This is a genomic window from Streptomyces sp. CC224B (assembly GCF_030010595.1).
Lineage (GTDB): Bacteria > Actinomycetota > Actinomycetes > Streptomycetales > Streptomycetaceae > Streptomyces > Streptomyces longispororuber.
In genome coordinates, this window is the sequence record NZ_JASCXL010000134.1 from 1 (window position 1) to 25,517 (window position 25,517).

Consider the following 25,517-nt stretch of genomic DNA (forward strand, 5'->3'; position numbering starts at 1 on the left):
CTGAGCCTCGCCGCCGTCCCCGACCGCCTGATGCGCATGCTCACCCTCACCGGCATCGACACCCTCCTGCCCGTCCACGCCACGGCCGCTGCCGCAGTCGCTGCCAGGGCTGAAACCGGCACGGGCCCGGAGGGCTCGCTCGCGCACGGGGCCATTTCATAGGTGATGGCTTCGGGCGCCGCTTCGACTGTACGGCCCCTGTGTGGCGCAGGGACTCGTCGGTCCTCTCGTCCCGACGGGTGGAGCGACGGTACGGAGGCACCGCTGCACCCGTGACGCTCGCTTCACGGATCTTCGCGTGGCGGTGAGACGCAGACCCACCGCGGTGCTTCGCCGTCGGCGGGGCCCCACGGGTGGACTGCATCTCGCGGGCGCAAGCAGCCTCGGCCCTGGCGGCGCGACGCCCTATCCCAACCCCCTAGGTGATCGGCTGCGCCTTATCCCAGCACGTCACGACGGAACCGCAGAAGAAAACCTCGGGCCACCCCCGGGCCACACCTTTTTGTCCGGCGGCACGTCAACGGGTTGTCGAACAAACACGAAACCGCTGAACTGGCTTGCGCTCGACCGTGGCCACGGCCGCCCGCAGAGCACATGGCGGCGGCCGCTGACCCCATACCGGCGACGAGCAAAGGGATTGGGCTGAACAGACAGCAGCCCGTGCCAGCCGGTACGACCCATCACACCGCTCCATCCGGAAGGAGTTCGTATGCCTGTCGGAAAGAAGCTGGCAACCACCGCGGTTTCCATCGCGCTCGCAACAGGGGGTGCACTGCTGACCGCTCCCTCGGCCACGGCAGCTCTCGCTGACGGGACCGGTACAACGACCGCAACAACCTCCACCGCAGCGACCGCCCCTCTCGGGAAGTTCTCAGACAACAGCAGCCGGGCCACCTGGTTCCGGCTGTGGAACGCGGGCACAAGCCAGTGCGCGGCCAACCATCATCCCAAGGTGTTCGGCTGGGGATGCAGGAGCTACACGGATCAACACTGGAAGCTCCGCAACGGCAACATGCTGCAAAACCGCAAGAGTGGGGCGTGCCTCGCCATGCACAGCAACGGCAACGTTTTCACCCACCGCTGCACTAACTCCTACCGCGATCAGCGGTGGGCCGACGGCCCCAGCCCCGGCATGCTCATGAACGTCCAGCACAGGAACAAGTGCCTCGCGGCGCACAGCGATGGCAAGATCTTCGGCTTCAGGTGCACCTCCTCATACCGCGACCAACGCTGGCGACAGCTGGAAACGTGACATGGCCCCCGTGCCCGCCAGGCTGTCCCAGCCTGGCGGGCACACACGCGTGTGCGAACGAAGAAGCAGAGCGCGCCGACCACGGCTGCACCTCACGACGGGACGCCTCCAGGTGACCCGCTCCGGGCCCTGGCGCCCCACACAGGACCCGAGACCGGGCGGGGAGGCGATCCCTTCCAAGCGTCGGCGGGCGTCACGTCCGGCACGACAGCGGCTGTGCTCCCGCTGGCCACCCCTGCCGCCCCGCTGGCGCGAATGCCGTGCCTTGATGCGGTGGGCGAAAGCGGGGGGGCGAAGTCGGACAAGTCCCAAGGGGCCCGGCAGGGCCCGGGCACCCGCTGCCGCGATGGACGCGAAGGACTTAGCCGTCCCGGGCCCTCACACCTATGGGTGATCTGCCCGCAAACCCGTGCCCACGATTGAACGCGGAGTTTCCAGACAGCCTGCCAGCGACTGGCCACCGCCGTCATCGGCGTGACGGCGATGAGTTCGATGTTGCTCAGGCGGCGGGCGCGATCACGGGCAGGCCTGAGGGCTTTCGTGCCGCTCATCGTGCGGGCGGGCGAGTCAGCCGACGGGTCATGAGCGTGATGGACGCCCAGGTGATGAGCGATTCACTCACGTGCGGGAGCCGTTCGCGGTCGCGGCAGTGCCGCCGGGCCCGCATGATCCACGACGTTGGGTCGGCCGCGCGGCGAGGTGCCCGCCGTGGCGGGTCCTTCTCCGCGCGGCCTCCCGCCGAACCGGACGTGACGGTTTCCGGGCCGAAGCGCGCCGGCACCTGCTGGAGACGCTGCGTGGCCGCGAAGTTCACCCGCGGCCTGGACGGCTACATCGGCCACCGGGCCCTGGTACTCCCGCCGCCACACGGTCACGAAGCCCGGCCGGGAAGCGCCGGCGACGGACCGGATGACCTACACCGCCGACTTCCCGGTGCCGCACCGGTGGTGGATCGCCCCCGCCCAAGGCACACCGCCGCGTTGAGTCCAGCCGCTACGAGCGCGCCCGGGTCGCCAGCCTTGCTGAGCAGAACGCGATCCGCGACGCCCGCATCCGAGCCGACACCGCCACCGAGGCGACGACCTCGGCCTCCTCCGCACCCGCCGATCACCGCGACCTCGAGGGCGAGACGGCCTCCGCTCCCCACGCCGTCGACCACCCAGGCCGGACCGCCGCCCTGACCCCGGCGCAGCGGGCCGCCGTCATCCAGGCCCGCCAGCAGGTCGCGATGCCCGAGGAGTACCTGGAAGGCCGCACGACCGACCCGGCGACATGGCTGCGCACACTCAAGAACCTGGACCGGCTCGCTGCCTTCACCCGCGCCGCCGACACCCGCCGCCGCGCCATGGAATCCCCAAGGACGCCGACCGCCGACCCGGCGACTCCGGTCGACCAGCACCGCCAGGAGCACGAGCAGCACCAGCAGCCCGAGCCCGACCCCGGCCAAGGCCAGGACCTCCGGCCGTGACGCGACGTGCGGGCCGCACGGCGGGACGGACGACGAAGTCACCGCGTCAGGCGCCGGGATGCGACCGGTCGCCGACTAGGTGTTGTGGAACCGGCACCGCGTGCGGGCGGCGATGTGGCTGGAAATCCGGCGTACCGATGGTTCGGGAAGGCAAGATCAGCATATGGAGAATCGGCTGAGAACCTTGCCCTCTGCCCCTGTTCGACTGCAGGGGCAGAGAGTCCTGCTCCGAGAGTGGGATGAAGAAGACATACCTGCGTTGATTGAGATCTACGACGATTCAGAGATCGACCGCTGGACCCCCGTGCCCTCGCCGTTTGACCCGGATGCTGCCCGCGAGTACCTCAGGAAAGCTCGCGAAGGTCGAGCTGAAGGACGTCGGATGCAGCTGGCTGTTACGACCGACGGTCTGGAGCCGAAGGGCGAAGTGCTGCTCTTCCAGGACGAGCTGGATGATAGAGATGTTGAGCTCGCCTACGGCATCGGAGCTCGATTCCGGCGTCAAGGCTTGGCCGCTGAAGCGGTCATGATCGCCACCGAATACGCCATTCGCCAGCTGGGCGCCAGGCGAGTCCTCCTGCGGATCGACGTTGCCAACGTCCCGAGCGCCGCTGTCGCAGCATCATCCGGGTTCCAGCTCACAGCGGACGAGCCCATCGAGCGAAGGTCGAAGGGGCGACGCGTGCTGCTGCGGACCTGGTGCCGTCACAGCTGAGGAACCAGAATTGATCACCTGGGCAGACTCAAGCCGTCGACCTCTTCGTCCAGCTGCCGGTTCGGAAGCCTTTGCGGATCAGGCGCCAGGTCATCACGGTGATCAGTGCCCAGTTCAGATGGGCCTCGGAGTGTTGGGGAAGACGCTCGTAGCCATGGACGACGGAAGCGGATCACCGCACTCCCGGCAGTACCGCCGGCCCACCTCGCCAGACGCCACACCACGGATCATCCAGCCGCACACACCTCACGACCAGAGTTGAAAAACACCTACTCACTGGCTGCTCGCGCACGTCACCGCACCTGCCGGGTAGGGCGGGGTCGCGCGCCAGCTGGCGGCCCACTGGGCACGCACCCTGCCGGTCACGGTGCGTGATGGGGACTGGTTGGCGGTTGTCGAGAACCGGCTGAAGGATGTGGTGAACACCGAGCACGTCGGCCACCTGGCCTGGGAGGCGGTGCTGGAGTGTGCGCACGCCGGGCAGGAAGCCGCGGCGGCCAGCTCCGGCCCGGCGCTCACCGCCCAGCGTGCCGCGGCACTGGCCGAGTTGCAGCTGGAGAAGGCGATCGCCGACAGAGCACCGACCGACGGCTTTCCTCGCGATCGGAGGAGGGAAATGGGGGATCCCGTGCGTGGTCCGATGACGTGGGCTGCTGACCCGGAGGCAGTGATGTGGTGTGTCACCTTCACCCGGAATATTGCACCAGAGGCGGTGCTGTCGCGCTACGGAGCTGACCTGCAGGGCGCCCGGGTGATGAGTCAGCGCGAGGCAGAAGACCTCGCCTTTGCCAGCTATCAGCGTGGCGCTGAAGGCTCGGTTCTTCGTGCAGGGCCGCTGAAGAGGTGGTCGTTCTGCTTCGAGGAGTCCGGGGTGCTGGGAGTGATGCCTGAAACACTGGCTCAGCTGTCCTGCGGTACGGAAACATTCTGCGTACTTAAGGGCGGTGATGGCACAAACCAGCCCGGCACTGGTCGTCGCTCAGGCCCGCCATCTCCTCCTTGCTCAGCTCCCGCCCCTTCAGCGCTTCGACGAGGGGGAGGAATTGCTCGACGTCGAGGGCGGAGATCAGGCCGGTGTACTGAGATCGCCGTCCACCTGCGTGCCGCCTGGATCGGCTGCGAGGTCGAGCACCGGCACGTCGACCGGCCGCACGCGTCCGCGATCGTCAGTAGCGGCCCCGGACGCTCAACCCAGCACACCCACACCGAGCACAGGCCCCGCCCCCAGGGCGGGGCCTGTGCCGGCCTCAGCACACCGACCCGGACGCCCAGCACCTCGAAGGAGCGGTTCAAGTTGCGCGGCTCGATGGGCGTGCCGTTCTTGGTGGTGAACCAGGCCGTGGCCGCTGCCCTTCCAGGCGTCGCCTGCGGCTGTCCTGTCGGTGGGGCTGATTCTCTGACCCGGACCGACGGATACCGTGGAGGTATGCACAACGACCACCACGACCTCTCCTGGATCGGCGAGCACGCCTGCGCCGACGCGCCGTCTCGCGACACACCAGGTATGCGTGACGGGATCTCGTTGACCGCGATACGCGGCATTGACACGTCCGCGTGGCTCGACCGCCTGGGCGCTGTCACGACCGGGATGCCGGTCGCGTACCGGGACTACACCATCCCGGACGACGTCGAAGGGTCGCTCGCCATGGTCGGAACCAGTGGCGACTGGTCCTTTGTCCTGGAGGACGGGGACGCGGCCACAGTGTTCCTGTCCCAGTTCGACAACGATGACGTCCTGTCCCGTGAAGGAGAGGAGATGGTGTGCGTGACGCTCAACCGCCACGATGCGCCTGCCATGATCCTCTACTCCTCTCCGGCCGATGACCGGATGGCATGGTCGGCTGAATTCGGCACGGCCTTCCTGGACGGGTACTCCGCGCTTCCCGAAGACACCGCGGCCCGCCTGTCCGTTCTTGACGACAGGCTCACTGCTTACGGTGCCGTCCATGCCCGGCTCGCTCCTCCGGCCCGTCCGTGGTCGGAGATGGGCCTGTCGGACTGGGCGCCGGCCGTGTATCGGGCCGTGGGCTGCCTGTTCGGCATCCGGATCGACCGGGACGACGTCGAACAGGGACAGCTGCCCGCGGTGGTACTGCCGCAGCCCGTGTAGAGGCGACCAGGACACAAAGAGGAGAGGGGCGGCACGCCTGGCTGGTGTGCCGCCCCTCCCCTGTGCTGTTACAGGGTCAGCTCGTCTTCATGGTGCACTTGAAGACGCCGTTCTTGTCCTCGCAGTCGCCGCTCATGCCGGTCTCGAGCCAGTACGGGTCGCGGTCGTCGAGACGGAGCTTCTTCGCGAAGCCCGCGGAGAACGCGGACATGGACCCGGAGTTGTGCTTTCCGGAGATCGCCGAGCGTCCGCAGACCTCCTTCCAGGTCGGCTTCATCCCGTCGATGTTGAGCAGGTGCACGCCGTCGGCCTGCTTCTTCGCAAAGGTCTGCACGCACTCGGAGCCGGAAGCCACCGGGTTGAGGCCGTCCTCGCTCTTGGGCTGGCCGGCGCTGTTGTACGAGGCGTTGAACGCGAACTCGTCGCAGTTGGGCTTGTCGGTCGCATCCTGCATCGCGCCCAGGTCGCCGTACTTGTTGGCCCAACCGTCTTCGTCGCAGACCACAGCACGGTTCTTGCCGTTGCGGCCACCTGGCAGGTAGTAGAGCGGCGTGTTACGGGTCTTCACGCCCATGGTGTTCGGCAGCTTCTGCTGCAGCAGCCAGGCGTGTGCCGCGGCCTGCGGGAACTTGGCGGCGTTGAACGTGTACGTGGGGGCGACGTTGACGAAGATGCAGCCGCTCTTGCCGAAGGTCTTCTTCGTGTCGCAGCGGATCATCTCGAGGTCGGACGGGTCGTCCATGCCCCACTGGTAGCCGACGTCCTGGAGGCCGGGCGTGTTACCGGCCTGGAGGATTCCGGCGATGCGGAAGTCGGTGCGGAAGTCGAAGGTCCGCTCCTTCTCCGTGTCGTCCCAGGTGAACGTGGTCTTGAGGTTGGCTTCGTGGGTGTCAGCGGCCGACGTCCACAGCGGCTTGCCGTCCCAGTCCTCGTACGGCGCCTTGCCGGGGTCCTTGCACTGCGTATGACCGGTGCAGAACTGGTCCTTCATGACCATCTCGATGGCCCGGAACAGCGGCGAGATGAGGACGGGCTTGATGTTGACGCGCTGCGTCCAGGTAGTGGTGCCATCCAGCGAGATCTCGCGGGTCATGCTGAAGTACGCGGTGGCGTACGGCTTGCCGTCCATCTTGTAGTAGGCGGGGAGCGTCTTGCTCTCGCACTCGACAGTGCGGGTCGCGAAGGCGGCCCTGCTCTGGCCCGATGGGTTGGTGGCGCACCAGTCGGTCATGCCGTTGGCGGCTCGGAGACCCGGCGCGCGTGCGGCCTTCCTCTTGGCCTGCTTCTGCTGTGCCTTCAGCTTCTGCTGGACCTTGGGGGGCAGTTCGTCGAACGCGAGGGACGGGCCGAAGCACGCCTGGGCGCCGTTCTTGCCGACCGGGCCGCACTGCTCCTTGAGCGGGGCCTTCCTCGCCGTCGGGCTGTTGGAGACGGGAGCTCCGAGGGGTTGGGTGATCAGGCCGGTGGGGACCTGTGCCGACTGGTCCGGGTTGGGGCTGTTCGTATCCGGATCGGGGAGCTTGAGGTCGACGGAGTAATCGCCACCGGTGTTGGTGCCGTTCCCGCTGAACGCCACGCTGACGGCATCGGATGCTCCGCCGTCGTTGGCGGTGCGGACGTTCAGTGTGTGCGAGGCGCGGGCGGCCGCCGAACGCAGGGCGGCGTCGGCGGAACGCAGACCGGTGTCGAACGTCACCGACGTCTTACCAACGGCGTCAACCTGCTTCCACGCGGCACCGTCAAGCTGCCATTCCACCCACTTCGCCTTGTGGCCGGCGGGCAGGTTGACGGTGAACTCGCCCGGCTTACCGTTGTTGGCGACACTGGTCGGCTTGGCCGGCTTCTCCACAACCGGCACCGCGACCTTGAACTTGGACCACGGTGACCAGTCGGACTCGTACGCCTTGCCGTCGTAGGCGGAGGAACGGACGAGGTAGGAGACGCCGTTCTTCAGCTTGCCCTTGGGGACGTCGACCGAGGTGGGCTTGCCGGATGCCACGTATCCGGAAACAAGGACGCCGTACTCGTTGGTGTCGCTCAGCTTGACCTTGGAGACCGGCTTCCACGCGGCGTCTGCGGTCCAGACTTCGAACGTGGAGGTCGCGGTGTCGCCGTCCGGGTCGATGACCGTGTTACGCAGGGTGGGTGTTTCAGTGTTGGTCTGCCACACGCCGGAGGTCTGCGTGAACGGCGGCCCGACCTCGGGGCCCTTGGGGGTGTTCGGTATCCCGTTTGCGGCCCGCGCTGCTGCGCCGGCGCCGAACACGTGGGGCGGTGTCGCCGACGGCTTCTCGTGGACTGCGCTCGCGCTGACGGTGTCGAGGGCGACCGCCGTCTGTGCTCCGGTACCGAGGAGCGTTGCTATGGCTATGGTCACGGCTAGGGAGGTGCGCCTCATGGTGAAGGCGCCCAGTGCCCGGTACTTCACTGTGCTGTTGTCCTGTTCGGTTGCCCTGATGTCGAACCTATGTCCGGCACCAGGCACAGGACTCTACCCCCCGGTCTGGACCAATCTGCGGTCGGGTGAACCAGGGCAACCACCTGATCGCCGGGCAGCGTTCCTCACATCTGCATGAGATGTCGAAGCGTCTCGCCACGGGTGCCCCGCTGCTCCGCCGCCGACCACCAGCTGGTGCGCGACCACATCGACCGGCACCCGGATGCTGGTGAACCGTGCTCAGTTCGACAACACCACCGAGAGCCGCGAGAAGATCCGCGAAAGCGCCCCGGCCGTCCGCAAGATCGAGCACACCCTCGTATACGTCGACCTCGTAGGTTCTTGCCACGGCTTCATGGCCACTCTGGGACGGCTGGTCCCCAAGACGCGCGGCCAGCAGTTCACCGACGACGAGCGTGAGACCGTGCGGCGTCAGCTGGCCCGGGTCCACGCCGCGGCCGACTGGCTGGAGGGCGCCCTCGATCACGGCGAGTTCACCCTGGACGAGCAGCTGACCCAGCTGTTGAAGGGCGAGTAGACCATGCCGCCCCGGCCGAAGAGGCCGGCGCGGCCGCGGGAAGCGCGACCGCTGTCCGAGCACTACGGCGACCTGGTCCGCGTCGCGCTGATGGAGGCCAGACCTGCGGGCCTGCACACCTACCAGCCCTGGACAGCAGGCTGAAGGCCAGCTGTGTGGCGAGTCCGGCAATGAAGGCGCGGCCGGTGAAGAGAGAGAACGACCAGGGGCGAGTCGCCCTTGCGCATCTTGGCTCGCTGCTGGAACCCGGACACTGTCAGGACGAGCGGGTTGATGCCGAGGGCCGTGCGGGACCAGGGGGGTCAGTCGTGTTCGCCGTCACGGTCATCGGGAAGGTGATCAGCAGCAAGCTGAGTGCGGACAGGAGCATGCGGGCGGCCCAAGACACTGGATGCCTGGCCGTTGCTGACCCCGAACACCTCTCAAACTGCTGTCGCGGTGCCGTTCGTACCCGTGGGCAGAGGTAGCGAGTGTGTTCCATATGGCATCGATGACCGGGCTTGAACGCACGAGGACGGTGTCTCGCTCACTCATTGCCCTCGGCCACGGTCTTGGCTGTCGATCAAGCATTGCGACAAGATCGCGGCCGCCTCGAGGTGGAGGGACGGGTCTGGGCGCGACACCCGCTGTGACCTGCGCGAGACTCGAAGGAAGACTGCCGGTCGATACGTTTAAGGGGCCGGAGCATGCATGATGTGCCGTTGTGGCTGTGGATGGTCTTCGCCGTCACCGTATTGGTGTCGTTGGCGATCGATCTCCTTGCGCACCGTCATGCTCACGTGATCGGCTTCCGTGAGGCCGCCGCATGGAGCTGTGTGTGGGTAGGACTGGCAGTCTCCTTTGGTGTCTTGGTGTTTCTCGTGGTCGGCGCGACCGCGGGCGTGGAGTACACCACTGCTTGGCTTCTGGAGAAGAGCCTGTCGGTCGACAACCTCTTCGTCTTCGCACTGATCTTCAGCTACTTCAGAGTGCCCCGCGCCTATCAGCACCGCGTGCTGTTTCTCGGCGTCCTGGGGGCCTTGATCTTCCGTGGCATCTTCCTCGCCGCCGGCGTGGCGGTGGTCAGCCGATTTACCGCCGTCCTGTTCGTCTTCGCCGCCGTCCTCTTCTACAGCACCTACAAGATCCTCAAAGAGGAAGACGACAGCTTCGACCCCGGCAGAAGCATCGCCGTCAGGCTGCTCCGCAGGATCATCCCGGTGAGGGACGACTACGCTGGTACGCGATTCTTCGTCAAGGAAGCCGGTAAGCGCGTCGCCACTCCGTTGCTGGCTGTCGTCGCTGCGATCGAGGCCGCCGACCTCGTCTTCGCCGTCGATAGCGTGCCCGCCGTTCTGGCCGTCAGCAGCGACGCCTTCATCGTCTACACCAGCAACGCTTTCGCCATCCTCGGCCTGCGCGCGCTGTATTTCATGCTCGCCGGCCTGCTGGACCGGTTCCGCTACCTCAGCAAGGGTCTGGCGATCATCCTCGCCTTCATCGGCGTCAAGCTCATCCTCCAGGCATCCCACAAAATGATCAGCACCGCCGTTCCCGAGATCCCCTCCCTCATCAGTCTCGCCGTCATCACCGCCGTCCTAGCCATCTCCGTCGCACTCAGCATGTTGCGCCCAACTCCCGTCCACGCCGAAGCCACGGCCCTCCCAGACGCCGTCGAGCCCACCCGCGGTGCTCCTGCCGCGAGCAGCACAGACCAGACTGCCCCCGCCCGGCCGACCGATCCGCCAGGCACTGACGAAGAACCAGGTGCCGGGTGACTCTCGCCCCGCGCCGAACACGCCTAGGAAAGCTCCACTAGAGTTACAAAAATTCCTAAAATGGCAGTAAAGTGTAGTTATGGGTAGTGAGCAGAAACGCCAGGCGACCACACCGTCGCGATTCGTCTGCCGCTCATGCAAACGGCCGGTGGACGCCGTCGTGGAACGGCACAAGACCATGGGGGTCTTCGTTCCCTGCTGGACCGTAGGCCCCTGTCACAATCCGCACTGTGATCAGTACGTGCCGAAGCAGGTACCGATCAGCTCGGTGCGCAGTGCGGTCTGGAGGAGCGTGACCGGCTGGACTCGCCACTGACCGCGACGGCCGTAGGGCTCCCGGCACCAGAACTGGACTTCACCGACGCCCGGTGTCGAGGGAGCGGGCGGTCGTGCCAGCTTGAGCCGACCATGGCGGGCCCCTCAGCCCGGCCGCGCGGCGGACTCGCCGCCGCTGGCGTGCATGCACCTCCAGCCCATCGCCCGATGATCCACGGAAGCAGACGGCTGTCAGCTGTATGGGATGATGGCGTCCAAGTCGGCCTAGCCGAGAGGAAGGGGCGGGACGGCTTTATGGACCGGTTGCGCATTCGCCAGGCTTCATCCGTTGATGATGCCTTCGTAATGCTCGAATTGGCAGGGGAGCTGGACGTTGCTCATGTCGGCGAGTTCAGTGACGTTGTCGTCCATGCCCTTGCGCGCGGGCATCGGCACCTGCAGCTGGACCTCACAGAGATCACGTGGTGCGACAGCGGCAGCCTCTACACCATTCTCGGTGCCCGCAACGCTGCAAGTCACGCCGGAGGCAGTCTGTCCATAACCGCGGCCAGCCCTGCTGTGCACGCGGCGCTCCAGAGTGCCGGGTTGGGCCACGTTTTCCCGGTGGATGCGGGCTAGGTGACACCGTGACGCACGCTCGCAACGCTGAGGGGTGCGCGCCCGGGCCGGAAGGCGATCCGTGGCAAGTGAGAACCCTTTGTCGCGGTGCAGGGCGCGGTAAATGAGGGCGCAGTCGGTAGCGATGACGGTGAAGCCGGGGACGCCGCCTGCTGGAACACCGCATTCGACAAGGGCGTCCTGGTCGGCCTGCTCTGCCCGGAGTGCCAGATACCCGAAGAGAATGCCCAGGCGGTAGGGAAACCCGGCGCGCTCGACTAAGCGAACACCGCGCCGGACGCCGAGGCCCCGACGATGATCGCCCGGACGGGAGTCGTCGGGACATGAAGAACAAACTCAGCAAGTCGTGAGTCTCTCGTCAGTCAGGCCTAGGCAGAAGTTCATCCGCGAACTCATCGTCCAGGGCACCAACGAGGGCCTGGACGCGGCCCGCGCCCGCGGCGCCCGCCTCGGTCGTCCGCCGGCCATGGCTGAGGAACAGGTATGTCACGCCCGCGACCTGCTCGCCCGCCCGGAGAACACCGTCACCTCGATCGCGAAGCTCCTCGGCGTCTCCCGCGACACCATCTACCGCTACGTGCCCGAACTGAAGGGCGGCCGGCTCGCGCTCGCCGAGAAGACCAACACGGCAGAACTGCCCCGGCCCTCCAGGTCAGTGGACTGATCACCACCGTTTGCGGCTGGTGACAGCGTTCTTACCGGCACCCCAACAGGGCGTGGAGGGGCAGGTGTTCCTCGGCCGGGTGTCTGAACGGCTGGTCCAGGTGCAGCGTGTACTGGTTGCGGCGTCCCACCCGTTGGCGGCGCAGGTAACCCGCCTCTTCCAGTTCAGCCACGATGCCCCCGGCACGGCGCTCGGAGATCTGGCAGAGGGCGGCCATTCCCCGCAGAGTCACCGTTGGATCCCGCACGATCGCTAGCAACACCCGTGCATGGTTTGTCAAGAACGTCCATTCCCTGGTCTCGCTGGCCATGCCCCTCTCCGCTCCTTGGTGCCCGCATATGAACGTCAGTCCGGGATTTCCGGATACACGCTTCTGCCTACGCTCTCGCATTTCGAAGCGCCACCACGCGCTCCAGGCGCCAACGGGCCCGGAATTCACCCGAATGGTCGCCTGCACCCCTGACGGCAGAGTGGCCCGATCAAGCGAAATGTGAAACAGGCAATGAGCGCACCCGCACAGCGTGCACAGCTGCGTCCCCGGGTTCTCCGCGGCGTCCAGGGCCCGCTGCACATCGAGCAGCGGCGCACCCTCGGGTGCCTCTTCGCAGTCCAGCGCGTGCAGCACACCGCGGGCCGGGCCCCGTTTGTTGCGCACCTTCGCCAGGACCCAGCCCGAAGGCCGACGCTCCCCGAGGACATCGCCGACCACCGACGTCGGCGATGTCGGCGATGTCGGCGATGTCGGCGATGTCGGCGAAAGAAGCTCGGCGGCAACCTGCTCGTAGTCGGCACCGTCGACCGACCGCACATGGTCGGGCGCGCGGACCCATACCCGGTACTCCGCCGCCTCCACGCAGCCGTCCTCCAGGTCCCGGTCCCGAAACGAGCAGTCCCACGAGGTACAGCCAGCCCGTCTCGGTCTTCCGCCGCCTCCACAGCCGCGCGACGACCTCCTGCCCGACTGCCCGAGCACCGGGTCCGCGGGCAGCACGACCCGCACCGGCACCGGCTGCGCTGCGTCGCCGGAAGGCGTGGTCACGGCCCCACGGTAGACAGCCCGACCCCGAGGCCCCCACCGGAAGGGCGTGCCGTTCGAGGGACTCGAATCGCCATACTTTATCCACAGCTCAAACGGTTTTACGGTTCGTATCCCGCTTCCGGGTGTGAGGTGCCAGGACGCACACCGAAAGGGCACGGCCGATGGCACAGACGAAGTTCGACAAGCAGCTCGAGGAGAACGCGGACTCCCTTATACGCGGTATCCCCCGGATCCTGGCCGGCCGGGACCTGGACGGCGTGCAGCGCACCAACGCCACGTTCTGGCGCGCGGGTACCCGCATCCTGCCCAAGGTGGAGGCCGGCGTCCCGCGCCGCTCCTACCAGGCCGGGTGGCGGCGCCTGTCCTTCCGCCTCCTCCTGGGCTCCAAAGTACTGCGCGCCTGGGAGTCCTCGTGGGTCGTAGGCGTCCTGCAGACCCCCGACTACGCACGCGCCGTGTCCACCCGCTCCGCCGAACTTCACCAAGCCCCACGGGACGTCGAGGAAGCCGTCCGCGCCCGCATCAGGCGCCAGGAGCTGCTCTACAGCGGGGACAGGCGTTACCACATCGTCGTGTGGGAACCGGCCCTACGGCCCCTGATCTGCTCACCCTCGGTGCTCGCCGCCCAGCTCGACCGCCTGACCGGCGTCATCGGCATGGACACTGTGGAGCTCGGCATCGTGCCGCTCACCGCGTCGCTGAAGGTCCCGCCCGGCCTGAGCTCTTGGATCTACGACGACCGCCAGGTCGTCACCGAGACCTGGCACGCGGAACTCTAACTGGATGACGCCGACACCCTCGCCCTCTACCTGCGGACCTGGAAGACACTCCGCGAATCCGCCGTGTACGGGCCCGACGCCCACAACGTCATCAACACCGCCAGGCGCGCCTTGAACCCGCGCTGACGAACCGACTTCCTGCGCCGCCCGGCGATCGCCTCGAAGGCGATGGCCGACGACACGGCCCGGCGTGCCGTGAATGAGGTGCAGTTCGACCGCTTCCGCCAGCAGGCCCAGTACGTGCGCCAAGAGGCCGCCCCGTAGCTGCAGCGCATGGAGCACAGCACTCAGTTCATGGACATGGTCCCGACCTGCGTCCCGTCGTCGCCACCGCGGTGCAGGATCGTGCCGAGCCTGAAAAGCGAGCACTACGACGATGCCGAACGCGGCACCATCGAACGCGGCCTCTGTCGTGTTCGCGCCGCCGAGAGGAAGAGTTAGACGCCTGCTGTGGGTTTGGGGGGTCAGTCTGTGCTGACGGCGGTCAAGGGAGGTGTGTCCGCCCCGCGGGTGGCGGGGGTTTTGGTGGGGCGGTAGGCGATGAGGACGGCGGCGATCGCCGCGGCGAGGACGAGGATGCCCGAGGCCCAGTAAATGGCGGTGGAGAAGCCATGGACGAGGGCGTCGTCCTTCATCTGGGCGACGGCCTCGCGGGTGGCGGGGCGGTGGGTGCGGAAGTAGTCGGCGGTGGCGCTTGTGGCGATGGTGTTGAGCAGGGCGGTGCCGATGGCGCCGCCGATCTGCTGTGAGGTGTTGACCATGGCGGAGGCGACACCGGCGTCCTGATGGCGTACGCCGACGGTGGCCAGGCTGATGGCGGGCATGAAGGCGGTGCCGAGGCCAAGGCCCATGAGGAACATGCCGGGCATGACGACGGCTGGGTACGAGCTGGTGGGGGTGATCTGGGCGAGCAGCGCCAGACCGGCCGCGGCGGTGAGGAAGCCGGGGACCATCAGGACGCGGGCGGGCAGGCGGGGGGCCAGGCGGGCGCCGATCCCGATGGAGCCGGCCATCATGCCGGCGGTCATGGGCAGGAAGGCCACGCCGGTGAGCAGAGGGCTGTAACCGAGGACGGTCTGCAGGTAGAAGGTCATAAACAGCAGCAGGCCGAACATACCGACCACGGCGGTGGCCAGCGACAGGTAGGCGCCGCCGCGGTTGCGGTCGGTGACAACCCGCAGGGGCAGCAGCGGGGCCTTGACCCGGCTTTCCACCAGGGCGAACAGGGCGAGCAGCACCATGCCGCCACCCATCAGGGACAGGGTGAGGGTGCCACTCCAGCCGTCACTCTCGGCCTTGGTCAGGCCGTAGACGAGGCTGATCAAACCGGAGGTGGCGAGCAAGGCACCGGGAATGTCGAGGCGCGCGCGATGGTGGGGAGCGGCGGATACGCGGATCTCACGCCAGGCGCCGAAGGCGGCCAGTACGGCGAAGACGATGTTGACGTACAGCGTCCAGCGCCAGTTGAGGTACTCGGTGAGCACGCCGCCCAGGAGCAGCCCGATGGCCGCGCCGCCGCCGGCCAGTGCGCCGTAGATGCCGAACGCCTTGGCGCGTTCCTTGGGTTCGGTGAACATCGTCGCGATGAGTGAGAGGGCGGCGGGGGCGAGGAGGGCGGCGAAGACGCCTTGGAGGGTGCGGGCGCCGATCAGCATGGAGGTGCTGACGGCGGCGCCGCCGAGGGCGGAGGCGGCGGCGAAGCCGAGGACGCCGGTGATGAATGCCTGCTTGCGGCCCCACAGGTCGGCTATCCGGCCGCCGAAGAGGAGCAGGCCGCCGAAGGCGAGGGCGTAGGCGGTGACCACCCACTGCCGGCTGCTGTCGGAGAAGCCGAGGTCGTGCTGGGCGGAGGGCAAGGCGATATTCATGATCGTGCCGTCCAGGACGACCATGAGCTGGGCCAGGCAGATGAACACCAGCGCCTTCCAGCGCCGGGGATCCGCCACCGCGGGCGTGGATATGGACATGGGTTGACCAGCCTTCTCGGCAAGAACGGAAAGGGAAGAAGTGAGGCGGGGGCAAGGCCGGCCGCCACGCAAGGGGACGGTGGACCATCCACCCACCGCATATCCACGATAGAATGATTCCACGATGGAATCAAATGAGGCCGGGAAGGTACTCTGGCGTCCCTGCTGGTGCATATGGCCAGCCGGGCGGAAGAACGGACACAGGTGATGGAGCAGACGCACGACCAGGCGCGAACCGCCTCCAGTGAGGCAGCCCGGCGGGGCCAACAGCACGGCCTGCTGGAAGGGCTGCGGATCTACGGTGCGGACTACGCGGACATGCGGCGGCTGTTCGCCCGCTGGCTGGACCTCCACGCCACCGACGCCGCGGCGCTGATCGAGGTCGCCAACTGCGAACTGCGCGAGGACCTGCTCACCCCCGCCCGCCTGAGCGAACGCATCCAGCTCTCTCCCAACGCCACCTCCGCACTGCTCAACCGCATGGAGCAGACCGGTCACATCCTGCGCACCCGCGAGCACACCGACCGCCGCGTCGTCACTCTGCGCGCCGGCGAACAGGCCCGGCTGCTCGCCGAACAGTTCTTCACCCCCGTAGCCCGCCGCACCCAGGCCGTCATCGACCGCTATCCGGCGGAACTGGTCGAACAGTTCCAGCAGCTCCTCGACGACCTTCACCACACGATGCGCACCTGCCTGACAGAGGCAGGCAAGGCAGCCCGCACAGCCCAGCACCCCGACGCCTCCAGCGCCTGACGGACTCGCCACACCGAACCGAAGGTGCGCCCCCCATTGGGCGCGTTCACCCATTCAGCCCGGGTCGCGGCGCTCGGCTGACCAGCACAGGACCACCATGTTGTGAAGGAAGATCCGCAACGCCTGGAGCACATCATGATCAGGAAACTGCATGACGCAGGACTCCGCAGCGAACATGCCTACACCGCTGCCCTGGCCTCCATCGGGCTGTCGGTCCTGTCCTGGGCCGCCTCCGCCAAAGCTGAACCAGCCGGCATCGACCGTGCCGACCGCTGGGGCATCTTCGTAGGCGAATGGGCCCCCACCTTCTTCGGCCTCGGCCTGGCCCTCGCCCAGTACGAAGACGACTGAACCTCCCCCCCTTGCGGCGAGGTGTTGATCCGACGGCACAGCACTGACCACGCCGAGGTCGCCGACCACGGTCGCCTTGTTTGGCACACGCACAGGCGGCGGCAAGATTGTCGGCAGTCCCGGCGGGGGCGTAGGCGAAGCCGTCGCATTCCTCCAAGGCCCGCGGCTCGTTAGGGGGAGGTGGCTCGCGCCGCCGTGCAGCGGCCGGTGCTGGCGCCAGACCTCCATCGGTCCCGGCGCTGGCGTACGCGGTCAGCGGGTCACCGCCGTCGGCGCGCGGGACGGCTGCTTCGGCGGTCCTGGTCGGGAGTGGTTGCCCACGGCTCCGATGCTCTCAGGCTGCGCCGGCGGTCGGGCGGGAGACGGCGAGATCCGCCGCGCGGGTGCGGACCTCGTCCATCGCGGCCATCCGGTAGGGCCGGGCGGCATCCAGCGGCGTGTTGAGGCGGGAGGCGACCAGGGTGAAGTCGATACGGGCGGCCTCGCTAAGCGCCTGATGGGCTGCGGCGGCGCCTCACTCCGGCTCGTTCTCCGCGAACAACGGGGCGGCCAGCCAGGGCGAGCGCGTCCGTGAAGTGATCACTGGCGCGCCGGTTCCGGCCGTGGCTATGCAGGTCGCGGGCGGAGACCGCGGGCGCTGGCGTGCTCGGCGGCGACGAAGTACGCCACACACTGCGGCACGTCACTGCCGAGGCCGCCTGCGACCAGTTCGTGCGGCGCCAAGGTGGCGCCACGCACCTTGCTCGTCGCCGAGGGCCGCGTGCACCCGTCCAGTCTGGGAGGCGACCAGTGCCCGAGGCGGAGATGGTTGCCTTCTTCGCGGCCTGGTGAGACATACGGGTGACGACCTCCACCCCGCGGTCCATCTGCCCGGCTTCGTAGGCCGCGCAGATGCCGTACGACCAGTACCGCTGGGCGGTGGCGTACCGACCGCAGTCGTGGCTGACCCGTCCGGCCAGCGCGGTGAGGTCGGCGGCCGCCGTCGAACACCCGGGCCTTCAGGCGGGACGGGACGCCATCCTGGATGCGGCGGGCGGCTTCGGCGGGCTGGGCGACGATCGCGGAGCGGTACAGGCCGCCTGACCTGGCGGCGACGCGACGACATCCACGGAGCCTTCCTCAGCCTCGCCGCGTGCCTGATCACCCACCGACACGTCCAACGCCTTATCAGCACCTCTTAGTCCCTGTTCCATCGAATCTCGGATGCATGCACCTCATTCGCGCCGTGGCTGAGCTGGGGGCGAGGATGCGGGGACGGCGATCCGCCCGGCCGTCTCACGGAGCCAGATATGAGCGGCGTCGTGCGTGTGCACGGGATGCCACCACAGGGCCTCCTGGACGGGTACGGCTTCGTAGGGGCACTCCATGACGCGTACGGGAGCCACGCCGCGCAGCCGGTCGGCGAGCAGTTGCTGGATGAGGGCGATGCGTCGGGTCCCGGCGACGAGCCAGGGCAGCGCCTGGAAGCTGTCGACGGAGACCTCCGTCCTGGGTTCGATGCCCAGCATGCCGAGCTGCCGGACCGCAGGCGCGTCGTACGTGCGCTGGTAGGTCACCCACGGCAGGCGGCGCAGGTCGTCGAGCGTGAGGCGTTCGCCCACGTCGGGATGGTCGTCAGAGACGAGGAAGACCCAGCGGTCGCGGTACAGCTCGACCGCGGGGAACCCACTGATGACGCCGTGCGGCATGAGCAGTCCGTCGGCTGTGCTCAGCAGCGTCCCGGTGTTCTCGGTGACGTCCGTGGGCGTCTGCTGGAAGCGCAGACGGATGCCCGGGGCCTCGGCGTGGACCGTGCGGGCGAGTTCGGCGCCGAAGACCGCCACGGCGTAGTCGGAGGCGATGAGGGTGAACGTGTGGGTCTCATGGGCCGGATCGAAGTCGGCCTGACTGGTGAAGACGCGTTCCAGCAGGTCGCAGGCGGTGGCCGTCCGGTCGAGGAGGACCTGCCCCAGGGCAGTCAGTTCGTACCGGCTGCCGACGCGGGAGAGCAGGTCGTCGTCGAAGTGGCGACGCAACCGGGCCAGGGCGGCGCTCATGGCGGGCTGGCTGAGTCCGACGCGCTGCCCGGCGCGCGTGACGCTGCGCTCCTCTAGGAGGGCCCGCAAAGCAGTGATGAGGTTGAGGTCCAGGCTGGCCAGGTTCACGGTGCTTCCCCAGGGGCGATGGCCGCCGCTTCATTCACGGCATGGATGGAAGGCATCCACCGAATCTATTTCCCTTATCCGGGGTGCTCGGGCCAGATTAGTTCCCATCGCAATCGGGAGGACATCTTCGTGACACCCGCAGCATCTTCCGCCCTCTTCTCCGGCCCTTTCGCCCTCGGCACGTTCTCCGTCTGCGGATTCGGCACTCCGTCCTACCCGGGCCTGGTGACACCGGACGGCGAGGTACTGGACCTGCGCGCGGCGCTGGACGAGCCGGGCCTGACCGTCGTCACGCTTCTGGAGCGCTGGGACACCGTGCTGCCACGTCTGCGCGACCTCGCCGCCTCCCGGACAGGGGACCGGCGGCCGCTGGCCGAGCTGGACGTGCACGCCCCGGTCGAGCCGCGGCAGGTCTTCCAGTCCGGCGCCAACTACCGTCAGCACGTCATCGATCTGGAGATGGCGCACCGCTCGTCCGACGACGCGCGCACGGAGGTCGAGGCGCGGGCCGAGATCGCGGAGATCATGGACCGCCGCGCCGCGGAGGACCTGCCATACGTGTTCATCGGACTGCCCAGCGCGATCACCGGTCCGTACGACGACGTGGTGCTGCCCCACTGGTGCGGGAAGCCGGACTGGGAGCTGGAGTTGGCGGCCGTCATCTCCAAGCCCGCCCACCGGGTCCCCGTCGAGGAGGCCCTGTCGTATGTGGCGGGTTACACCATCGCCAACGACCTGACCGACCGTGCCTGTGTCTTCCGCCGGGACATGCCCGCCATCGGCACCGACTGGCTGCGTTCCAAGAACGCGCCTGGCTTCACCCCGCTCGGCCCCTGGCTGGTCCCGGCCGCGTTCCTCGCCGACCCCGGCGACCTCCGGGTCACGCTGAAGCTGAACGGCGAGACCATGCAGGACGAGTCCACCCAGGACATGCTCTTCGGTGTCGCGCGCCTGATCTCGTACGCCTCCCAGACGGCTCGGCTCCTGCCCGGCGACCTGGTGCTGACGGGTAGCCCGGCCGGCAACGGCATGCACTGGGGCCGGCTGCTGCGGGACGGCGACGTCATGGAGGGCTCGATCACCGCGCTCGGCACCCAGCGCACGCGCTGTATCGCGGAGCAGGCATGAACCTCGACCGTACGGACCCTGAGGGTGCGATAGCCGAGGCCGCCAAGGCGTGCTCGAACTGGGGACGTTGGGGCGCGGACGACGTGCTCGGCACGCTCAACTTCCTGGACGCCGCCAAGCGGCGCGAGGGCGCCGCGCTCGTACGCAGAGGTGTGAGCTTCTCGCTCTCGCAGAGCTTCGACATGAACGGCCCGCAGAAGGGCTGGCGCAGACGCACCAATCCGGTCCACACCATGCTGGACACCGGAACCGACGCGGCTCTGGGCAACCAGGGCTTCCCGCACGGCATCGGCGGCGCCGACGACGTGATCGCCATGCCCCTGCAATGCTCCACCCAGTGGGACGGGCTCGGGCACATCTTCGACCACGGCAAGGCGTGGAACGGCAGGGACGCCGCCGAGACCGTCACATCCGACGGCGACCGGGTCACCGGCATCGAGCACATGGCCCCGTACGTCGCCGGGCGCGGCGTACTCCTCGACGTCGGCCGGGTCATCGGTGAGAACGGCGAACTGCCCGACGGGTTCGCCGTCACCGAGGAGCACCTCACCGCCACGGCCGAGGCGCACGGCGTCACCGTCGGCCGCGGCGACATCGTCGTCGTACGCACCGGACAGCTCTCCCGCACCAGGCGGGACGGGTGGGGCGACTACGCGGGAGGACCGGCGCCCGGCCTCTCGTTCACCACCGCGGGCTGGCTGCACACCAGCGCGATCGCCGCGATCGCCACCGACACCTGGGGCTTCGAGGTCCGGCCAGGCGAGTTCGACCACGCCTTCCAGCCGCTGCACCAGGTCGCCATCCCCCACATCGGCCTGCTCATCGGCGAGATGTGGGACCCGGACGCGCTCGCCGAGGACTGTGCGGACGACGGGGTGTACGAATTCTGGCTCACCGCCGCACCTCTGCCCATCACCGGGGCCGTCGGCTCCCCGGTCAACCCGATCGCCGTGAAGTAGCCCCGAGCGTGCCAGGTGCGACGCGTCCTGGACAGCCGTACCGCACCTGGTTCCCGACAGCACCGAACCCGCCTCCGGTCGCCGCCCAAGGACCCGCGGGCCCCTCACACGGGAGGAACCCGAACATGACCCACCCCCGTACCGTCCTGATAGTCGGCGGAGGCACCGCAGGCAGCGCACTCGCCGTCCTGCTCCGCAGAGCCGGTATCGCCGTCGACCTCGTCGAGGCCAAGGCCGACTGGAACGCCACGACAGGCTCCGGCATCACCCTGCAGGGCAACGCGCTGCGCGTCCTGCGCGAGATCGGCGTGTGGGCGCAGGTGAGCGCCCACGGTTTCAGCAGCGACGGTGTCACCATCGTCGCCCCCGACGGCACCGAGATCTTCACGCAGGAGGACGTGCGCACCGGAGGCGACGACCTCCCGGCCACAGTCGGCATGCAGCGTCCCGCGTTGCAGAGGATTCTCATCGAGGCCGTACGGGCATCGGGCACCCGGATCCGGCTAGGCTGCACCATCGACACGCTGACGCAGGATGCCGCGGGTGCCGACGTCTCCTTCACCGACGGCACGGCCGGCCGGTACGACCTGGTGGTGGCCGCCGACGGGCTGAACTCCCGCACGCGCGAACTCATCGGTGTCACCGACAAACCCGCCCCGACCGGCATGGCGATCTGGCGCGCTCCCGCGCCGCGCCCGGCGAGCGTCACCCGCACCCACCTCGCGTATGGCGGCCCGGCCTACATCGCCGGGTTCTGCCCCACCAGTGAGACCACCGTCTATGCCTACCTCGTCGAGCCGAACCGCGACCGGGCGTCGATCGACCGCGCCGCGTACGCCGACGAGATGCGCCGCCTCGCCGAGGGATATGGGGGTCACTGGGAGGAGATCCGGGCCTCGATCACCGACCCGGCGCAGGTCAACTACACCTGGTTCGACCGGCATCTGGTCGAGGGAGCCTGGCATCGCGGCCGGGTGGTGCTCGTCGGGGACGCCGCCCACGCCTGCCCGCCCACGCTGGCACAAGGGGCCGCCATGTCCCTGGAGGACGCCTGGGTCCTCGCCGACCTGCTCGGCTCCCGGGCGACCTGGGACGACGGCCTGTTGACCGCCTACCGCGACCGCCGCATGCCGCGCGTACGCATGGTCGTCGACGCCTCCGTGCAGATCGGCCAGTGGCAGCTCGACGGGGTCCGCGACGCGGACGTACGCGGGCTGATGGGCCGCACCCTGGACACACTGAAGGAACTCCCGTGACCGCTCTCACGGCGACCGCCCCCACGGTGGACGTCCACGCCCACCTCCTGCTTCCCCAGGTGGAAGAGGCCGTGGCCGGGCACCCCGCACTGACCGAGGCCCGCGACCTCGACGCCCGCCGCAACGGGCCCGAGGCACTGGCCGTCAACGGCCCGATGGTGCGAAGGCGCATCCCGCTGCTCACGGACGTCGGCGAGCGGCTCACCGCCATGGACGCGGCGGGCGTCGACATCCAGCTGGTGTCCCCGTCGCCGTCCCACTACCACTACTGGGCCGACGCGGAACTCGCCCGCACGCTCTACCAGTCGGCGAACACCGGCACCGCCGCCCACTGCGCCGGGGCCCCCGACCGCCTGTACGGACTGGGCCTGGTACCCCTCCAGCACCCCGAACTCGCCGTCGAAGCCCTCGACCACGCCCTGGAGCAAGGCCTGCTGGGCGTCGAGATCTCCTCGCACGCGCCCGGCCGTGAACTGTCCCATCCGGCGTACGAACCGCTGTGGGCCCGCGCCGCCGACACGGGAGCGGTGCTCTTCCTGCACCCCTTCGGCTGCACCCTCGACGAGCGCCTCGACCGCTGGTACCTGTCCAACACCGTCGGCCAGCCCACCGAGAACGCGGTCGCCCTCTCCCACCTGATCTTCTCGGGTGTCCTGGACCGGCACCCGGGCCTGAAGCTGATCGCCGCGCACGGGGGCGGCTATCTCCCCGCCCACAGCGGCCGCTGTGACCACGCCTGGCGGGCCCGCCCCGACACGCGCGGCTGCGCGCGGGAACCGAGCAGCTACCTCCAGCGCCTCTGGTTCGACTCCCTCGTCCACGACCCGGCCGTCCTGCTGGAACTGGTCCGTGTCGCCGGGCCGGACCGTGTCCTGCTCGGCTCCGACTTCCCCTTCGACATGGGTACCGACGACCCGGTGGGCGCCCTGCGCGCCGCCGGTCTGCCCGATGCCGACTTCCACGCCGTACGCGGAGCCAACGCGACGGCTCTCCTCCTCCGGAAGGACTGACATGCGTCTGCTCACGCATCTGCGGCACGTCGACCTCGCCGTGCCCGACTACGACAAGCAGCTCGACTTCTACGCGGGGGTCTGGGGCCTGACCAAGGTCGCCGAGGACTCCGGCCTCTCCTTCCTCGCCGCCGAAGGCTCGCCGGAGCAGTACGTCGTACGACTGCGCAAGGCCGACGAGAAGCGCCTCGACCTGGTCTCCTACGGCGCCGCGAACGCCGCCGATGTGGACACCCTCGCCGAACGTCTCCTCGCCGGCGGCGTCCAGCTGATCTCCCGGCCGGGACCCGTCGACACCCCGGGCGGCGGCTACGGCTTCCGCTTCTTCGACGTGGACGGCCGCACCATCGAGGTCTCCGCCGATGTCGAGGCCCGGCACCACCGCCGTATCGAGGAGAAGGAGGCCATCCCGGTCCGCCTCTCCCACGTCGTACTCAACTCCCCCGACCTGAACCGCACCAGGGCCTGGTACGAGCGGTTCCTCGACTTCGCGCTGAGCGACACCCTCAGCTCCCCGCACATAGGCGAGGTCATGCACTTCATGCGGATCAGCAACCAGCACCACTCCATGGCCCTGGCCAAGGGGCCGCACACCTCGCTGCACCACATCTCCTTCGAGATGCGCGGCCTGGACGAGTACATGCGCGGCTCGGGCCGTGTCATGCGCGCCGGATTCCGCAAGATCTGGGGTCCCGGCCGACACCTGGCCGGCGACAACACCTTCACGTACTTCCTCGACCCGCACGGCAACACCGTCGAATACACGACGGAGTTGGAACTGCTCGACGAGGACACGTGGCACCCGCACGTCTACGACTTCTCCCAGCCGGAAGTCACCGACCAGTGGGGCACTGCCAACCCCATGAACGAACTGGTTGCCAAGGAATCCTTCAACGACGTGGACCGCGGAGTGTTCACCGCCCCGCCGGTCTGACCGTTCCCTAGTCCCGGGGACGCGGCACCTTATGTCGATGCCTAACCGCCTGCCGCGCCCCCGGTTTCCCACCCCTGGAGCCCCTCCCATGCGCTTCGCCAGATACGAACATCTCGGCCGTCGGCGTCTCGGCGTCGTCGAGGACGACGGTCGTCTGTACCCCGTCCCCGGCCACGACTCACTCCGCGACCTGCTCCGCACCGGCAGGCTCCACGAGGCGGGCGCCGCCGCCCTCGGCGTACCCGCCGGGCCGAAGCTGGGGGACGTGACACTGCTGCCGCCGCTGCAACCCCCGACCGTGCGGGACTTCGTCACCTTCGAGGAGCACGTGGAAGGCGTACGCCGCTCCGTCGACGGCACAGTCGGCGCGCCGGCCCAGTGGTACGAGGCCCCCACCTTCTACTTCACCAACCCCTACGCCATCGCCGGCCCCTACGACGACGTGCCGATGCCCCCGGGCTCCTCTGTCTTCGACTTCGAACTGGAAGTAGCCGCCGTCATCGGCCGCGAGGGCCGCGACCTCACCCCCGAGCAGGCCCGCGACCACATCATCGGCTACACGATCTTCAACGACTGGTCGGCCCGCGACCTCCAGTCCGCCGAGATGAAGGTGGGCCTCGGCCCCTGCAAGGGCAAGGACACCGCCACCACACTCGGCCCGTACCTCGTCACCGCCGACGAACTGGAGCCCTACCGCGACACCGACGGCTTCCTGCGCCTGGCGCTGACCGCCGAGGTCAACGGCGAGGTCATCGGCACGGACCTGCTGTCCAACATGAGCTGGACCTTCGAGGAGATGGTCGCCTACGCCTCGCGCGGCACGTACGTCATGCCCGGCGACGTCCTGGGCTCCGGCACCTGCGGCAACGGCGGCTGCCTCGCCGAACTCTGGGGCGTACGAGGCGAACAGTCACCACCGCCACTGAAGCCCGGCGACACAGTCACCCTCACCGTCGAAGGCATCGGCACCGTGTCCAACACCGTGGCCACCGGAACGAACCCCGCCCCGGTGCCCACCGCCCGCAAGCGTGCGCGGGCCCGGCCGGTGGCGACGACCCTGGCCCCCTCCTGGGCCAGGGCCCTGGATTCGGCAGCGGGGGCCTGAAGAGCCCCACGTCGGTGCGGGCAAGGGTGCCGGGCCCAGTGGGCGCTGGGCGTGGGTGGGGTGCGGGGCGTTCAGGGATGTGTTCCAGCTGCGGTTTCGGCGGCGTACCGCAGCCCGTGCCCGAAGGGATAGAGCGTATCGGCGCTCTCCTGTGGGACATCGGGACGACCGGCCTCGACCTAGGCCGTTTCCTTCGGATCATCTGATCGTTGGTTTGGTTGTGTCGCTGACTGACGCGCAGTGGGCGCGGATCGAAC

At 68.4% G+C, this 25,517-nt stretch carries 20 protein-coding genes and 5 pseudogenes; 18 read left to right on the plus strand and 7 right to left on the minus strand.

Going from position 1 to position 25,517, the window contains the following annotated elements:
- The first annotated feature begins 709 nt into the window (after positions 1-709).
- Positions 710-1,252 carry a ricin-type beta-trefoil lectin domain protein gene (locus tag QK440_RS35415; protein ID WP_282797369.1) on the plus strand — a complete coding sequence of 181 codons (543 nt, stop codon included), beginning with the start codon at positions 710-712 and terminating at the stop codon, positions 1,250-1,252.
- 562 nt (positions 1,253-1,814) lie between these two features.
- On the opposite strand, the pseudogene QK440_RS35420 reads toward QK440_RS35415, so the two are convergent.
- Positions 1,815-1,928 (minus strand): annotated as a pseudogene (locus QK440_RS35420) (IS5/IS1182 family transposase); the annotation flags it as partial.
- A 552-nt stretch (positions 1,929-2,480) separates the two neighbouring features.
- Between QK440_RS35420 and QK440_RS35425 the strand changes: the two are divergent.
- Positions 2,481-2,720: a hypothetical protein gene (locus tag QK440_RS35425; RefSeq protein WP_282797370.1), complete on the plus strand. Its 240-nt coding sequence runs from the start codon at positions 2,481-2,483 to the stop codon at positions 2,718-2,720.
- Positions 2,721-2,883: 163 nt separating this feature from the next.
- Positions 2,884-3,435, plus strand: a complete 552-nt coding sequence (locus tag QK440_RS35430; RefSeq protein WP_282797371.1) for a GNAT family N-acetyltransferase — start codon at positions 2,884-2,886, stop codon at positions 3,433-3,435.
- Positions 3,436-3,475: 40 nt separating this feature from the next.
- Here QK440_RS35430 and QK440_RS35435 read toward each other — a convergent pair.
- Positions 3,476-3,586: pseudogene (locus tag QK440_RS35435) on the minus strand (IS5/IS1182 family transposase); the annotation flags it as partial.
- 234 nt (positions 3,587-3,820) lie between these two features.
- Here QK440_RS35435 and QK440_RS35440 point away from each other — a divergent pair.
- On the plus strand, positions 3,821-5,545 hold the full coding sequence (locus tag QK440_RS35440; protein WP_282797372.1) for a hypothetical protein: 1,725 nt from the start codon (positions 3,821-3,823) through the stop codon (positions 5,543-5,545).
- A 76-nt stretch (positions 5,546-5,621) separates the two neighbouring features.
- Here the strand turns inward: QK440_RS35440 and QK440_RS35445 are convergent, their stop codons facing one another.
- Positions 5,622-7,922, minus strand: coding sequence for a hypothetical protein (locus QK440_RS35445; RefSeq protein WP_282797373.1), 2,301 nt, complete (start codon positions 7,920-7,922; stop codon positions 5,622-5,624).
- Positions 7,923-8,193: 271 nt separating this feature from the next.
- On the opposite strand from QK440_RS35445, the pseudogene QK440_RS35450 reads away from it, so the two are divergent.
- From QK440_RS35450 to QK440_RS35460, 3 genes and pseudogenes are all read left to right on the plus strand, one after another.
- Positions 8,194-8,520: pseudogene (locus QK440_RS35450) on the plus strand (DUF6192 family protein); the annotation flags it as partial.
- Between the two features lie 3 nt (positions 8,521-8,523).
- Positions 8,524-8,664, plus strand: a complete 141-nt coding sequence (locus tag QK440_RS35455) for a hypothetical protein (RefSeq protein WP_282797374.1) — start codon at positions 8,524-8,526, stop codon at positions 8,662-8,664.
- A 542-nt stretch (positions 8,665-9,206) separates the two neighbouring features.
- The gene (locus QK440_RS35460) at positions 9,207-10,277 is read left to right on the plus strand and encodes a TerC family protein (protein ID WP_282797375.1); all 1,071 of its coding nucleotides are present in this window, start codon (positions 9,207-9,209) and stop codon (positions 10,275-10,277) included.
- Positions 10,278-10,874: 597 nt separating this feature from the next.
- Here QK440_RS35460 and QK440_RS35465 read toward each other — a convergent pair.
- The gene (locus QK440_RS35465; protein ID WP_282797376.1) at positions 10,875-11,117 is read right to left on the minus strand and encodes a hypothetical protein; all 243 of its coding nucleotides are present in this window, start codon (positions 11,115-11,117) and stop codon (positions 10,875-10,877) included.
- Positions 11,118-11,517: 400 nt separating this feature from the next.
- Here QK440_RS35465 and QK440_RS35470 point away from each other — a divergent pair, with 400 nt between their 5' ends.
- Positions 11,518-11,835 carry a helix-turn-helix domain-containing protein gene (locus QK440_RS35470; RefSeq protein ID WP_282797377.1) on the plus strand — a complete coding sequence of 106 codons (318 nt, stop codon included), beginning with the start codon at positions 11,518-11,520 and terminating at the stop codon, positions 11,833-11,835.
- 31 nt (positions 11,836-11,866) lie between these two features.
- Here the strand turns inward: QK440_RS35470 and QK440_RS35475 are convergent, their stop codons facing one another.
- Entirely contained in the window at positions 11,867-12,874 is a 1,008-nt protein-coding gene (locus tag QK440_RS35475; protein ID WP_282797378.1) for a DUF6233 domain-containing protein, read from the minus strand.
- A gap of 389 nt (positions 12,875-13,263) precedes the next feature.
- Here QK440_RS35475 and QK440_RS35480 point away from each other — a divergent pair.
- A pseudogene (locus QK440_RS35480) lies at positions 13,264-13,779 on the plus strand (DUF5753 domain-containing protein); the annotation flags it as partial.
- A 338-nt stretch (positions 13,780-14,117) separates the two neighbouring features.
- On the opposite strand, the gene QK440_RS35485 reads toward QK440_RS35480, so the two are convergent.
- Complete coding sequence (locus QK440_RS35485) at positions 14,118-15,620, minus strand: MFS transporter (RefSeq protein WP_282797379.1); 1,503 nt, start codon at positions 15,618-15,620, stop codon at positions 14,118-14,120.
- A gap of 207 nt (positions 15,621-15,827) precedes the next feature.
- On the opposite strand from QK440_RS35485, the gene QK440_RS35490 reads away from it, so the two are divergent.
- The 3 genes from QK440_RS35490 (at position 15,828) to QK440_RS35500 (ending at position 17,807) form a co-directional block, all read left to right on the plus strand.
- Positions 15,828-16,373: a MarR family transcriptional regulator gene (locus QK440_RS35490; protein ID WP_282797380.1), complete on the plus strand. Its 546-nt coding sequence runs from the start codon at positions 15,828-15,830 to the stop codon at positions 16,371-16,373.
- 132 nt (positions 16,374-16,505) lie between these two features.
- Positions 16,506-16,724, plus strand: coding sequence for a hypothetical protein (locus QK440_RS35495; protein WP_282797389.1), 219 nt, complete (start codon positions 16,506-16,508; stop codon positions 16,722-16,724).
- A gap of 891 nt (positions 16,725-17,615) precedes the next feature.
- Positions 17,616-17,807: a hypothetical protein gene (locus QK440_RS35500; RefSeq protein WP_282797381.1), complete on the plus strand. Its 192-nt coding sequence runs from the start codon at positions 17,616-17,618 to the stop codon at positions 17,805-17,807.
- 131 nt (positions 17,808-17,938) lie between these two features.
- Here QK440_RS35500 and QK440_RS35505 read toward each other — a convergent pair whose 3' ends face one another.
- Positions 17,939-18,868: a LysR family transcriptional regulator gene (locus QK440_RS35505; protein WP_282797382.1), complete on the minus strand. Its 930-nt coding sequence runs from the start codon at positions 18,866-18,868 to the stop codon at positions 17,939-17,941.
- Positions 18,869-18,997: 129 nt separating this feature from the next.
- Here QK440_RS35505 and QK440_RS35510 point away from each other — a divergent pair, with 129 nt between their 5' ends.
- The 6 genes and pseudogenes from QK440_RS35510 to QK440_RS35535 form a co-directional block, all read left to right on the plus strand.
- On the plus strand, positions 18,998-19,996 hold the full coding sequence (locus tag QK440_RS35510) for a fumarylacetoacetate hydrolase family protein (RefSeq protein ID WP_282797383.1): 999 nt from the start codon (positions 18,998-19,000) through the stop codon (positions 19,994-19,996).
- Entirely contained in the window at positions 19,993-20,955 is a 963-nt protein-coding gene (locus QK440_RS35515; RefSeq protein ID WP_282797384.1) for a cyclase family protein, read from the plus strand. Before QK440_RS35510 ends, QK440_RS35515 begins: the two co-directional genes overlap by 4 nt.
- Before the next feature lie 125 nt (positions 20,956-21,080).
- The gene (locus QK440_RS35520) at positions 21,081-22,211 is read left to right on the plus strand and encodes an FAD-dependent oxidoreductase (protein ID WP_282797385.1); all 1,131 of its coding nucleotides are present in this window, start codon (positions 21,081-21,083) and stop codon (positions 22,209-22,211) included.
- Positions 22,208-23,221, plus strand: a complete 1,014-nt coding sequence (locus QK440_RS35525; protein WP_282797386.1) for an amidohydrolase family protein — start codon at positions 22,208-22,210, stop codon at positions 23,219-23,221. The genes QK440_RS35520 and QK440_RS35525 overlap by 4 nt, the downstream gene beginning before the upstream one ends.
- Position 23,222: 1 nt before the next feature.
- Positions 23,223-24,155: a VOC family protein gene (locus QK440_RS35530; protein WP_282797387.1), complete on the plus strand. Its 933-nt coding sequence runs from the start codon at positions 23,223-23,225 to the stop codon at positions 24,153-24,155.
- An 88-nt stretch (positions 24,156-24,243) separates the two neighbouring features.
- Positions 24,244-25,200, plus strand: a pseudogene (locus tag QK440_RS35535) (fumarylacetoacetate hydrolase family protein); the annotation flags it as partial.
- Between the last annotated feature and the right edge of the window lie 317 nt (positions 25,201-25,517).